At 62.8% G+C, this 11,153-nt stretch carries 15 protein-coding genes and 1 tRNA gene; 7 read left to right on the forward strand and 9 right to left on the reverse strand.

What is annotated here, in order from left to right; genetic code table 11:
• Position 1: 1 nt before the first annotated feature.
• Positions 2-646, reverse strand: a complete 645-nt coding sequence (locus tag A6A04_RS11730; RefSeq protein WP_068493087.1) for a DUF6134 family protein — start codon at positions 644-646, stop codon at positions 2-4.
• Positions 647-705: 59 nt separating this feature from the next.
• Between A6A04_RS11730 and A6A04_RS11735 the strand changes: the two genes are divergently transcribed.
• Genes A6A04_RS11735 through A6A04_RS11745 form a run of 3 tightly spaced genes read left to right on the forward strand, consistent with a single transcriptional unit; the run spans position 706 to position 3,475 of the window.
• Positions 706-1,182: a disulfide bond formation protein B gene (locus A6A04_RS11735; RefSeq protein WP_068493089.1), complete on the forward strand. Its 477-nt coding sequence runs from the start codon at positions 706-708 to the stop codon at positions 1,180-1,182.
• A gap of 3 nt (positions 1,183-1,185) precedes the next feature.
• Positions 1,186-1,725, forward strand: coding sequence for a demethoxyubiquinone hydroxylase family protein (locus tag A6A04_RS11740; protein ID WP_068493091.1), 540 nt, complete (start codon positions 1,186-1,188; stop codon positions 1,723-1,725).
• 10 nt (positions 1,726-1,735) lie between these two features.
• Positions 1,736-3,475: a carbamoyltransferase C-terminal domain-containing protein gene (locus tag A6A04_RS11745; RefSeq protein ID WP_068493093.1), complete on the forward strand. Its 1,740-nt coding sequence runs from the start codon at positions 1,736-1,738 to the stop codon at positions 3,473-3,475.
• Here A6A04_RS11745 and A6A04_RS11750 read toward each other — a convergent pair whose 3' ends face one another.
• From A6A04_RS11750 to A6A04_RS11770, 5 genes are all read right to left on the reverse strand, one after another.
• Entirely contained in the window at positions 3,476-4,171 is a 696-nt protein-coding gene (locus tag A6A04_RS11750; RefSeq protein ID WP_068493096.1) for an NUDIX hydrolase, read from the reverse strand. It abuts the gene before it with no gap.
• 3 nt (positions 4,172-4,174) lie between these two features.
• Positions 4,175-5,062 (reverse strand): universal stress protein, encoded by an 888-nt coding sequence (locus A6A04_RS11755; protein ID WP_068493098.1) that lies wholly within the window; start codon positions 5,060-5,062, stop codon positions 4,175-4,177.
• Positions 5,063-5,130: 68 nt separating this feature from the next.
• Positions 5,131-6,651: a bifunctional aminoglycoside phosphotransferase/ATP-binding protein gene (locus A6A04_RS11760; protein WP_068493100.1), complete on the reverse strand. Its 1,521-nt coding sequence runs from the start codon at positions 6,649-6,651 to the stop codon at positions 5,131-5,133.
• Positions 6,652-6,655: 4 nt separating this feature from the next.
• Positions 6,656-7,210, reverse strand: coding sequence for a dCTP deaminase (dcd, locus tag A6A04_RS11765; RefSeq protein ID WP_068493102.1), 555 nt, complete (start codon positions 7,208-7,210; stop codon positions 6,656-6,658).
• Positions 7,211-7,223: 13 nt separating this feature from the next.
• A complete protein-coding gene (locus A6A04_RS11770; protein WP_068493104.1) occupies positions 7,224-7,412 on the reverse strand; it encodes a hypothetical protein in 189 nt (62 codons plus the stop codon).
• A gap of 125 nt (positions 7,413-7,537) precedes the next feature.
• Here A6A04_RS11770 and A6A04_RS11775 point away from each other — a divergent pair.
• The 3 genes from A6A04_RS11775 (at position 7,538) to A6A04_RS11785 (ending at position 8,357) form a co-directional block, all read left to right on the forward strand.
• Positions 7,538-7,613: transfer RNA gene (locus tag A6A04_RS11775), tRNA-Thr, on the forward strand.
• A 273-nt stretch (positions 7,614-7,886) separates the two neighbouring features.
• Positions 7,887-8,060 (forward strand): type II toxin-antitoxin system RelE/ParE family toxin, encoded by a 174-nt coding sequence (locus A6A04_RS23540; RefSeq protein WP_322096817.1) that lies wholly within the window; start codon positions 7,887-7,889, stop codon positions 8,058-8,060.
• Positions 8,061-8,069: 9 nt separating this feature from the next.
• A complete protein-coding gene (locus tag A6A04_RS11785; RefSeq protein ID WP_068493107.1) occupies positions 8,070-8,357 on the forward strand; it encodes a HigA family addiction module antitoxin in 288 nt (95 codons plus the stop codon).
• 311 nt (positions 8,358-8,668) lie between these two features.
• Here A6A04_RS11785 and A6A04_RS11790 read toward each other — a convergent pair whose 3' ends face one another.
• Entirely contained in the window at positions 8,669-8,878 is a 210-nt protein-coding gene (locus A6A04_RS11790) for a cold-shock protein (protein ID WP_068493109.1), read from the reverse strand.
• Between the two features lie 235 nt (positions 8,879-9,113).
• Between A6A04_RS11790 and A6A04_RS11795 the strand changes: the two genes are divergently transcribed.
• Positions 9,114-9,767, forward strand: coding sequence for a 3'-5' exonuclease (locus A6A04_RS11795; protein WP_068493111.1), 654 nt, complete (start codon positions 9,114-9,116; stop codon positions 9,765-9,767).
• Positions 9,768-9,956: 189 nt separating this feature from the next.
• Here the strand turns inward: A6A04_RS11795 and A6A04_RS22915 are convergent, their stop codons facing one another.
• The gene (locus tag A6A04_RS22915; protein ID WP_216636099.1) at positions 9,957-10,112 is read right to left on the reverse strand and encodes an HU family DNA-binding protein; all 156 of its coding nucleotides are present in this window, start codon (positions 10,110-10,112) and stop codon (positions 9,957-9,959) included.
• A 264-nt stretch (positions 10,113-10,376) separates the two neighbouring features.
• Positions 10,377-11,153 (reverse strand): hemerythrin domain-containing protein (locus tag A6A04_RS11800; RefSeq protein ID WP_068493113.1); only part of this gene is annotated, 777 nt, incomplete at its 5' end.

Raw genomic sequence — 11,153 nt, forward strand, 5'->3', positions numbered from 1 at the left:
CCTATTTCAGGACGTAGAAGATGTCGGAGCCGTCGTCACCCCGGATATAGACCTGGACCAGACGGCCTCCGGCGTCATACCAGACATCGCGCCCGTATTCGCCCACCCAGCGCCAGTGCCGGGCCTGGACCGGCTGGCCGCGCACGCTGACGCTCTCCAGCCCCAGATCGCGAACCGTGACGGTGTTGATGGTGCCATCGGCCGGGTCCAGCACCTGGGTGGTGGTGGCGGGCAGCGGGTGCCACAATGTGGCGGGGGGAATGGCGGCATGCTGGATGGTCTTGCCGTCGGCGGTGATGCGCAGTCCTCCGGCCGTCGCTTCGGCCTCGATCACATGCTTGGTACCGTCATCATCGGCCACCATGGACAGCCGTTTCAGCCGATCGTGCTCCCAGATTTCGCTGCCGCGCTGGGTGAAGCGATAGGCGGTCAGGCCGAAGATACTCACCTTGACATCCACATCGGTGGTGACCTCCACCCTGCCGGGCCGCTGGCTGATCACCATGACATGGCGTCCGATGGTTTCGTCATGGCGGCGGATGTCGAAGGCCAGGGTCTGGGGCGACGGCCCGTCGGAAAAGGCGACGGCGGCCGTGGTGGCGAATATCAGGGCCAAACTGGCAAGGACGAGACGAAGGCGAAACACGGCTATGCCTGCAAGCGGTCGGTGGTCAAGTCTGTCGTCCCAGGATATAGTGCAGTGCAATGAAAATATCGACCCAAACCATCGCACCGGCCGTGCTGGCCATCTGCGTTCTCTCCCTGGCCTTCGCCCTGACGGCCCAGTACGGCTTTGGCCTGCGGCCCTGCAATCTGTGCCTGATCCAGCGGGTGCCCTTCGTGCTGGCGGCCCTGCTGGCCGCCGCCGCCCTGGCCCGTCCGGGGAAGGCGCCGCTGTTGCTGCGTCTGGCCGGTCTGGTGCTGGCGGTCAACGGCCTGATCGCCTTCTACCATGTGGGGGTAGAGCAGCACTGGTGGGCCTCGGCCGCCTGTTCCGGCGGCGGTGGCGGGCCGGTCTCGGTGGCCGATCTGATGGCCGAGATGAGCAAGCCCGCCGAGGCCCAGTGCGACACCCCGGCCTGGGAGTATCACGGCATCACCATGGCGCTGCTGAACGTGCCGTTCTCGCTCGGCCTCGGGCTGGCGGTACTGGCGCTTTTGCGCCGTAAACAGGAGACGTGATCCATGCGCAAGCCCATCCCCGGCGACCTCACCCGCCAGCAGATGATCGAGCGTATCCTGCGGGTGGACCAGGCGGGCGGATTGGGGGCGGTGCGCATCTATCAGGGCCAGATGGCGGTGCTGGGCAAGGGTGCGGCGGCGCCGGTGATCCGCCACATGGCCGAGCAGGAGAAGGAGCATCTGGCCACCTTCGACCGGCTGATCGGCCAACGGGGCGTGCGTCCCACCATTCTCTCGCCCATCTGGCATGTGGCCGGGTTCGCCCTGGGCGCCGCCACGGCGCTGCTGGGCGAGAAGGCGGCCATGGCCTGCACCGTGGCGGTGGAGGAAACCATCGACGCCCATTACGCCGCCCAGGCCGAAGCCCTGGGCGAGGATGAGCCGGAACTGAAGCAGACCATCCTCAAATTCCGCGACGAGGAGATCGAGCACCGTGATATCGGTCTGGAACGCGGCGCCGAGCAGACCCCGGCCTATCCGGTGTTGTCCACCGCCATCCGCACCGGCTGCCGTCTCGCCATCTGGCTGAGCGAGCGGGTATAGGAGCGCCGGGATGATTACCGCTGGGCTGCATGTCGGACATGATGCAAATGCAGCCATTGTCATCGATGGCCGCTTGGCCATCTGTGTCGAGGCGGAGCGAATCAGCGGGGTCAAGCATGTGCCGGGGAAAAATGCGGCAGTCGCCGCCCTTACGGCCGCACTGAATGTTCTCGGCATTCGGCCTGAACAGTTGGATGGCGTGTGCGTCGCCGACGAGGCGGGTATCTTCATGGGATTGGAAGCCAAGCATGGAGAGGCTCTCACAAGGCTCACCCACAATTCCCCTCATGTCATGCTTCTTGATGCCGAGGGGCTGGGCCAGGGCAACGCCCCTCTTTACGTGTGTTGCCACGGCATGGCCCATGCCGCCAGCGCCATTCGGATGTCGGGCTATTCCGATGCTGCCATCCTGTATTACGACGGCTACGGCAGTTGTTCCGCCGGATTTGGGCTGAATTGGCGCGGTGGGGCCCTGACCCTGGTCGAAGGAACGATGAATCGCTTGATGGTTGGCCATCGCTATTCCCAATTCGGCTACTTCTTCGACGGCATCAAGAAGCGGATGCCCAGCGGAGACGAGGAAGGGCGGATCGTTATCGCGGATATCCTTGATTTCGCCGGTAAGATCATGGGGGCGCATGCCTATGGCGTGGCCGCCGAGTCCGACGTTGGCGATTTGATGGAATGGTTCTCCCATGGCGACGTGGATGTCTACCATGCTGCATTCATGCCGCCGCCGATCAATCGCGATCCCTTGCCGGGGTTGCGGCCCGACAATCTCTACAACCGCCTTCACATGGGATGCCTGCCGGAGGGTGAACAGCGCTCGCTGGACGTTCTCGCGGCCATGCAGGAGGCGTTCAGCCGGGTTGTGATGGCGGCGGTGGACGACTTGATGTCGCGCTCCGGCCAGGAACGTCTGATCGTCACCGGCGGCTGCGGCCTCAACATCGTCACCAACGAGCGCATCGCCCGCATGCCCCAAGTGCGCGAGCTGTTCATTCCACCCAATTGCGACGATCGGGGAATTTCTGCCGGGGCCGCCATTCTTCTTCACGCGGCCCTCAGCGGGCAGCCCATGGCCGATCCCGCCACCTGGACACCGGAATCGCGCTCTCCCTATCAGGGACTTTCCATGGTGGCGGATGCTCCGGCGCCACAGGGGATTCATGGCGCCGATCTCGACCTGTCCGATGCCGACAATCTGGGCCGGTTCGCCCGGGCGCTGCTGGACGAGCGCATCATTGGCCTGTTGCAGGGACGCAGCGAGATCGGCCCGCGCGCCCTGGGGCACCGCAGCATCCTGGCCTCGCCGTTGCGGGGCGAGATGAAGGACATCATCAACCGCAAGATCAAGCAGCGGGAATGGTGGCGGCCCTTCGCTCCGGTGGTGCGGTCCATGGATGCCGACCGCTACTTCAATCTCAGCCGCCATGACCCCTATATGCTGACCGGCGGCGAGGTCCGGCCGGAATACCGCGACCGGCTGGCGGCCATCACCCATGTGGATGGAACCGCCCGCGTCCAATGCCTGCCCGACCGGGACGCCAATCCGGTGCTGTGGGATCTGCTGGGGGCGTTCGAGGCGGTCTCGGGGATCGGGGTTCTGCTCAATACCTCGTTCAACGCCGGGGGCAAGCCCCTGGTCAACCTGACCTCGGATGCCTTCGCGCTGTTGCGTGATACCGGACTGGACAGTTTCTGGATGGATGGCCGCGCCTACTGGAAAAGCGATAGCCTCTGGGGGTGATCACACCAATCCCCGTATCCGGGCCTGGGCGAAGGCGGCCAGGGCATAGGCATCCTCGATCTCGCGCCGCTCCGCCATGGCCATGAACTCGTCGGGCGTCACCAGCAGAATCTGGCCGATCCCCTCGGACAGTTGCGGTTTTCCCACCCCGTCGATCTCGGCGAAATAGAGGTCGACCCGGCCGGTGCACAGCGAGGTGTCGCTGGTGGTGCGGCCCATATGGACCATGCGGCTGATGGCGCCACCCACCTCCTCGGCCATTTCCTGGTGCACGGTCTGCTCCAGCGAATGGCCCGCCTCCACCGTTCCCCGGGGAATCTCCAGCATCCAGCGCCGCACCGGATGGCGGTAGATGCGGATGAGGACGATGCGGCCCGCCGTTACCGCCAGCACCGCCACCCCATCGGGATTGGCGTAGATCACCCGGTTATGGGTGCCCAGCGAGCCATCGGGAAATCGGATGGCGTCGCGCAGCGCCACCACGTAGCGGTCTTCGGACAATACGCCGACCGAGGCCGAGGCGGGTGGCAGGCCGATGGCGCGGTTACGCTTGGCGATATGGCGTTGGGCGGCGCGGATATCCGCGTCCTCCAGCAGAATCTGGATGCCGTCGGGGCCGTTGACGAACCAGTCCGGCCGCTCGGTCACCAGTTCGCGATAGCGGCGGTAATCGGCCCGGCGGGTCGATGGCGGCATGGCTCAGTGGCACATCAGGACATGGAGGGGCGAATGGGCGATGACGTGGCGGGTGACGCCGCCCAGGATCAACTGGCGCAGCCGCGAATGGGTATAGGCGCCCATCACCAGCAGGTCGGCTTCGGCCTTGACCGCCTGGCGCAGCAGTTCCTCGCCCGCCTGGGCCGAACTGGCCTGGACCAGGGTGACGGTGGCGGTGATGCCGTGCCAGCCGAGATAGGCGGCCAGTTCGCCCACCGGGGCTTCCACCTTGTGGTCCACATGCTCGGAGGCGGCCAGGATGGTGACGGCCTCGGCACCTTTCAACAGCGGCATGGCCCAGCCCACGGCGCGGGCGGCCTCGGCGCTGCCGTTCCAGGCGATGACGACGCGCTTTCCCGGCAGGGTGGTGGCGCGGTCGCGGGGCTTTTCCGCCGGGCATAGCAGCAAGGGCCGACCCGCCGCCATCAGGGCGGTGTTGAGGGTAATCATGGACGAGGCCTCGGCATTGCCGCCGGGATGGGCGAACACCACCAGATCGGCCAAGCGGCCACGCCAGGCCACCAGATCGTCCTCGCGGCCCACCTGCTCGATCCATTCCGCCGTCAGCCCATCGGCGGGGGGCGTTTCCGCCAGCCGCGCCCCGTGGCGGATCAGGGCGGCGTCGAAGGCGGCCCGGGCGGCCTTGGCCCGGGCGGCGGCCTGGGTCTCGGCCATGCCGATCATTTCCTCGACCATGGCGCCCGACATGCCTTCGCCCACCAGCGGCACCGCCGTGGTGGCGTCGGGGCGCACATGCAGCGCCACCACATGGCCGCCGCACCTCCCCGCCAGGGAAAGGGCGAGGTCCAGCGGCTCGGCGGCGGCATCGGCGTCACTCACGGGAACCAGGATCGAGGCGAAGGCGGACATGGCGGCTCTCCCACTCAGAGGATATGGCTATTATGCGCCGGTCCCCGGTCCAGGCAAATTCGCATTTGTCATAGTCCCAGGGCGCGTTTGCCCATGGCCAGGGAGACGTCCTTGGGCGGGGCGGAATCGATGCGGGTCCAGGTGATGGCGCCCAGGTCATAGGCCAGTTGCCGTTCCAGCACCTGGGGCGTGGCGTCCGAGACATTGGCCTTGCGGCTTTTGATGCGCTCGGCGGCCAGATCGGGCGGCGCCTCCAGCCACAGCCCGTCGAACCGTACCCCGGCGCGGGTCGCCACCGCCTCGATGGCGGCGCGTTGCTCGGGCCTGGCGAAGACTGCGTCCGCCACGGCGGAATGGCCCTGGCGCAACAAGGCCTCGCAGGTGTCGCACAGGGCCTGGTAGGTGCGCTCGGTCATCTCGGTGGTGTAGCCTTCCGGCCCCAGCCGCTCCAGTACTGGCACTCCGGCTAGTTGCTTGCGCAGGGAATCGGTGCGCACCACCGCCGCTCCCGGCACGCCCAGGAAGGGCGCCAGTTCCCGTCCCATGCGCGATTTGCCGCTGCCCGACAGCCCGCCCACCGCCAGCAGGCGGGGGGGCTGGGGCGTCAGATAGGCCAGGGCGGCCTCCAGGTAGGAGCGCGCCTCCGCCACCAGCGCGTCGCGGCGCCCGCCCTCTGCCGCCGCGGCCATGGTGGCGCAGACATGGGCGCGCACCCCGGCGCGGGCCGACAGGAACAGCGGCATGGCCACGACGCCGTCGTAATCGCCCGACAGGTCCAGGTAATGGTTCATCACCCAGTTGGCCATGCCGCGATGGCCTTTGTGGTCCAGGTCCATCAGCAGGAAGGCGAGGTCGTAGACCACGTCGATGCAGGCGATGTCTTCCGAGAACTCGATGGCGTCGAACAGCGCCGGTTTCCCATCCAGCAGACAGATATTGCCCAGATGCAGGTCGCCGTGGCACCAGCGCACCTTGCCCGCCGCCCGGCGTTCCTCCAGCAGCGGCGCGAAGCGGTTCAGGGCGGCGTGGGAGGCCCGCGCCAGTTCCGCCACCGTGTCCCCGTCCAGGAGATGGGGGATATGGGGCAGCATGGAGGCCTGGTTGGTGTCGATGGTCCAGGCCAGCCCCTTGGCGCCGCCCTTGTCGGGGCGGGGCGGCTGGGACTGGTGGAAGGCGAAGATGGCCTCGGTCAACTGGTCGCAGCGGGCGCGGTCCACCGCGCCGTCCCGCACCAGCCGGTCGAACAGGGTGGACTGGTCGAAGCGGCGCATCCTGACCACCCAGTCCACCACCTCACCCTCACCCCCGAGGCTCAGGGCACCATCGGCGGCGCGGGTGACGGCGACCACGCCGTGATAGAGGGCGGGGGTGGCGCGACGGTTGATCTCGAACTCGGCGTCACAGGCCGCCTTGCGGGCCTCCAGGCTGGTGAAGTCGAGAAAGGGCAGCCACACCGCCTTCTTCAGCTTCCAGGCGCTCTCGCCCGCCAGCACCACCACCGAGATATGGGTGTCGATGCGGTCCACCGCCCCGCCGCCATGGCTGGCGGGGTCCGTCAGGAAGGCGATGACCTCGGCCTGCGAGGTCATGGCGCTACAGCCGGGGCAGGGTGACGCCCTGTTGGCCCTGGTATTTGCCCGCCCGGTCGCCATAGGAGGTCTCGCACACCGAATCGCCCTTCAGGAAGATGAACTGGCAGGCGCCCTCATTGGCGTAGATCTTGGCGGGCAGGGGAGTGGTGTTGGAGAATTCCAGGGTGACGTGGCCTTCCCATTCCGGCTCCAGCGGCGTCACATTGACGATGATGCCGCAGCGGGCATAGGTGGACTTGCCCAGGCAGATCACCAGAACGTCGCGCGGAATGCGGAAGAATTCTACCGTGCGGGCCAGGGCGAAGCTGTTGGGCGGGATGACGCAGACATCGGTCTCGCGATCGACGAAACTGTCGGCGGCAAACGCCTTGGGGTCCACCACCGCCGAATCCACATTGGTGAAGATCTTGAATTCGCGGCTGACCCGGGCGTCGTAGCCATAGGAGGACAGGCCGTAGGAAATGACGCCGTCGCGCTGAAGCTTCTCGGTGAAGGGCTCGATCATGCCTTTTTCGGTGGCCATGCGGCGGATCCAGGTGTCGGGCATCACGGACATGGCTTTTCCCCCTTCAGCGTTCGGGTTCTTGTACCCCAGGCGATGGGGGCGGGCAAGGCTGGGCGGGGTCCTCGGCGCGGGCGCGGCTCTGGGCCTTGCGCCGGGCCAGATTGGCGCGCAGCGCCTCGGCCTGGCGGCGCTGGCGCTCCTCGGCCTCGGCCTTGCCCTTGTCGCTCAATCTGGTGGTGTCGGAACCGCTCATGGCCGCCACTATTTCCCGCCCGGACGGGCTTCGTCAAGAAGGGCAGGAAAGACGCTTGCACAGTAAGAAACCCTGTGGCATAAAGCGCCCCTCTTCAGGGGGCCGGTGCTTCCGGCCTCGAAGACGCTGCCGTAGCTCAGTCGGTAGAGCATACCCTTGGTAAGGGTAAGGTCGATGGTTCGATTCCATTCGGCAGCACCATTTTTCTCCTGAAATATCAGGACGTTGTAGAGGCCCGCGCCGCAAGGTCGCGGGCTTCTCCGTTTTCGGGGACGCCCGGGGGACGCTTGCGGCGGTAATTCCGGGTAACCACACCCGCCAATGCACCGATTGACGTTATACGCGTCGCGTTATGCCGTTGTCGCATGATAGCGAGCTTTTACGACAAGGAAACGGAGCGCCTATATCAGGCTGGCACGTCCAAGCGGTTTGCGGCTATCGCCAAGGCAGCGTTGCGCAAGCTGGATATGCTCGATGCAGCCACGGAGTTGCAAGACCTCTCCTCACCCCCCCCCTGGGAACCGCCTGGAGGCACTGGAGGGCGACAGGAAGGCCCAACACAGCATCCGCATCAATGACCAGTGGCGGCTGTGCTTCATCTGGCGTGATGGTGCCGCGCACCGCGTCGAGATCTCCGACTACCATTGAGGCAGGATCATGCGCATCAAGACCCATCCCGGCGAAGTCCTCCGCGAAGAATTCATGGCCCCCTTGGGGCTGTCGGCCAACGCCCTTGCCACAGCGTTGTGCGTCCCGGCAACCCGTATTGGTGAGATCATCAAGGAGCACCGCTCCATCACCGCCGATACGGCGTTGCGGCTAGCTCGCTACCTCGGCACCACGCCCCAATTCTGGCTCAACCTCCAAAGCGCCCATGACCTGTCAAAGGTGCAAGCCGAGGCGGGTGAAAAGATTGCCCACGACGTAACGCCACGGGCGGCATAGGGCAAGAGCTCCCCCAAATGGCAACGGCGTTACTTTCCTCCGGAGCCCATGGTAACGCCGGTTCCAAGCCCAAATCCTTGATCGCTTTCTTCACCTTGCCGTCGGATACGCCCAGCTCCTTGGCGATGTTGCCGGGGCTGATGAGATCAGTCTTCGCGTCGGTCATTGTAGGGTCGCTCCAATGCTGAATTGGTGGGGGCGATGGTAGCGCGGGCGAGTGGGCTTGCTAGGGACCAAGCAGTCCCGTATTGCATGCCTCATGCTCTGGGCGAGTAGACGCCGGTGGGGTTGCCACCGACGTCATAGGCGAATTAGAGCACCTTGAGATTGACCGCGGAGGTCTTTCCCTTCTTGGGGTCGCGCTCTTCGTCAAAAGAGACCTTCTGCCCATCATTCAGACCGCTTAAGCCAGCGCGCTCCACGGCAGAGATGTGAACGAAAACGTCGGCACCACCATTGTCCGGAGCAATGAAGCCGTAGCCCTTGGTGCTATTGAACCATTTGACACTGCCGTTCGGCATTTGATGTCTCCAATCGTGAGAAAATCGAGGCGCGGTATCGCGCTCCGAATCAAGTGCCGGGCGATTTTAGTCGTACCGAGGCAGGTTTGATGTCGCAGTCTTGATTCGTCCTGCCTCAAAGGCAAGCGAAAGCGGTTAGTCATGAAACTCCCAAGGGCATAACTGCCGTGGGACGTAGGAGGTCAGAGGTAGTAAGGTCTCCCCCATCGTCGTCTCCATCTTGAAAGCAGGAACCATGCGCACATTGGTCGAACTTGCTGATGTAAAGCGTATGGTTGCTATCGACGCGGAAACCACCGGATTTCGGATGCCTTCTGCTGGTGAGATTAGGAAAATGCCCAAGGGGCTACGCTTGCCCGGAATCATCATCGAAATCGGGTGTCAGGAATTGCTCCGAGGCGATGATGGTTGGAAAGCTGGCGAGACTTGGCATCGCCGAATCCAGCCCGGCGGGCCAATCTCCAAGGCATCGATTGCCATCCACGGAATTTATCCTGGCGATTTGAAATCGGCTCCACACTTCAGAGAGGTACTGGACGATTTTGAGGCCTTCATCGGCCAAGATGCGCTACTCGCCCATAGCGCCGAGAATGAGATCGACTTTCTGAACTTTGAGTATGCCCGCATAGGCCGTTGCGCGTTTGAAGACGCCATTTTCACTGAGAATGACTTTGTCTGCACCCAGGAACTATCGCGGCAGTTTTTCCCTGGTGTGCCAGGATCACTGGACGTGCTTTGCGACCGGCTATGGATCGACAGATCTGATCGATTTGACCATCATGGCGCTTTGCTAGATGCCATGCTCACGGCGGAAGCCTTCTTAAAAATGGCGGGTGGTTTCGTTCAGGACGATACCCGGTACATGAGCTTCGGCGGTCCTTCGAGCTAGGGAAACGGTAATAGGCGGGCAGCAACCAAGACGGTGAATGCCATGCATCATAATTTATCGGTCGTCACTGACTTCTACAGAAGGTTGATCCAGTCCGCCCATGCCTCCAACGCCTTCCGTTTCTCGAACAGATAGCCACGAATAAGGAAGTTCTCAGGTTTGAAGGGGAGCTGAGGGAGCCGTGAATTGTCACCAACAATATTGGTGACACAGTGGCGACACGAAATCGCAGACAAAGAAAAAGGGCCTGATCGCATCAAATGCGGCGTCTACCGCCTTGCCAGCCTCAGCCTTGGTGGAGCCAATGGTTGCGGCCACGTCGTCGATCAGGTCCTGCTTGTTCATGGAGCCTCTCCCTTGGAATTTGTTAGAAAGACGACGCCTTTGCTTTGTGGGGGGGGCGTCAAGCCAGGGGTAGGACGTGGTAGGACGTGGTCACCTGACGAGCGGCGGCAATTTTCCAAAGCGGCCACTCATGGGGGGAGGGCCTGGGTGAGTGCTTATGACCCAACCCGGTCATTTGCCCCCACTCTCCACGGTCAGCGTAAATGGCGGCTTGAGGCAGGTGTTGCATTTCGCCCAGCATCATTAAGAAGCCATGCCGATTCGCTATTTTTTGGCAATATCAAAGTCCCGCAACGATGCGGCTGATCCGAGTTCCATTTCCAAGATTTTCCCGGCCAACTCATTTGCCTCGATGGCTGCGGATTTTGCGGTGGAACTCATAGCGTCCAATCCACCGATTACAGCAGTCAAGCTTGCCACCCGACCCATTTGTCGCCGCAAGATATCCCCGATTCCAAGGGGAATGCCCTGCTTGCCGGACAAAATATCACCGCAAAGCCGTATGATTTTTTTTGCAGCCGTCACGGCCAGAGAATCCGCACTTTTCGTAAGTGCATGCCGTATCTCGCCCAACCGTTTAAGCTGAAAATTAGAGCATCCACTCACCTGCACCCTGGAATCAGCAAGTTCCATAAGGTTAATCAGCCTCTCTGTAGATTTCGAAATATCATGAAGCAATGCAGGTTTCCGCTTTTTATCGGCCACTGCACTTGTTTGCAAGTTAATGTTCATAATTTTTGCGGATAATTCATACGCATTTTCTATCACGATGCCGGTTTGCTTGTGTACGGTCTCGCCGCCAATACCATCATCATATTCGCCATTCAATTTGGCGATCATGATGCGGTCAATGCTAACAATATGCGTGACGAGCCAATTATATATTAAAAAGAAAAGCTTCTCACTTCCGCCGCCGTTATGAAGTTCATCACGATTGATTCCATCAAGCTTCTCTACAAAGCCAGCATGAATTCGCTTATGCTTGTCTCTTTCATCATAATCAAAGGAGTCCATGAGAGACTCCTCGTGCTTAAAGTGCAT

Source organism: Paramagnetospirillum marisnigri, assembly GCF_001650715.1.
In the GTDB taxonomy this organism is placed as follows: domain Bacteria; phylum Pseudomonadota; class Alphaproteobacteria; order Rhodospirillales; family Magnetospirillaceae; genus Phaeospirillum; species Phaeospirillum marisnigri.

Excerpts from the sequence above, each read along its gene's own strand:
- A6A04_RS11735 (WP_068493089.1), top strand. The coding sequence starts at position 706 with ATGAAAATATCGACCCAAACCATCGCACCGGCCGTGCTGGCCATCTGC.
- A6A04_RS11740 (WP_068493091.1), top strand. The coding sequence starts at position 1,186 with ATGCGCAAGCCCATCCCCGGCGACCTCACCCGCCAGCAGATGATCGAG.
- A6A04_RS11745 (WP_068493093.1), top strand. The coding sequence starts at position 1,736 with ATGATTACCGCTGGGCTGCATGTCGGACATGATGCAAATGCAGCCATT.
- A6A04_RS11750 (WP_068493096.1), bottom strand. The coding sequence starts at position 4,171 with ATGCCGCCATCGACCCGCCGGGCCGATTACCGCCGCTATCGCGAACTG.
- A6A04_RS11755 (WP_068493098.1), bottom strand. The coding sequence starts at position 5,062 with ATGTCCGCCTTCGCCTCGATCCTGGTTCCCGTGAGTGACGCCGATGCC.
- A6A04_RS11760 (WP_068493100.1), bottom strand. The coding sequence starts at position 6,651 with ATGACCTCGCAGGCCGAGGTCATCGCCTTCCTGACGGACCCCGCCAGC.
- dcd (WP_068493102.1), bottom strand. The coding sequence starts at position 7,210 with ATGTCCGTGATGCCCGACACCTGGATCCGCCGCATGGCCACCGAAAAA.
- A6A04_RS11770 (WP_068493104.1), bottom strand. The coding sequence starts at position 7,412 with ATGAGCGGTTCCGACACCACCAGATTGAGCGACAAGGGCAAGGCCGAG.
- A6A04_RS23540 (WP_322096817.1), top strand. The coding sequence starts at position 7,887 with ATGCAGCCACGGAGTTGCAAGACCTCTCCTCACCCCCCCCCTGGGAAC.
- A6A04_RS11785 (WP_068493107.1), top strand. The coding sequence starts at position 8,070 with ATGCGCATCAAGACCCATCCCGGCGAAGTCCTCCGCGAAGAATTCATG.
- A6A04_RS11790 (WP_068493109.1), bottom strand. The coding sequence starts at position 8,878 with ATGCCGAACGGCAGTGTCAAATGGTTCAATAGCACCAAGGGCTACGGC.
- A6A04_RS11795 (WP_068493111.1), top strand. The coding sequence starts at position 9,114 with ATGCGCACATTGGTCGAACTTGCTGATGTAAAGCGTATGGTTGCTATC.
- A6A04_RS22915 (WP_216636099.1), bottom strand. The coding sequence starts at position 10,112 with ATGAACAAGCAGGACCTGATCGACGACGTGGCCGCAACCATTGGCTCC.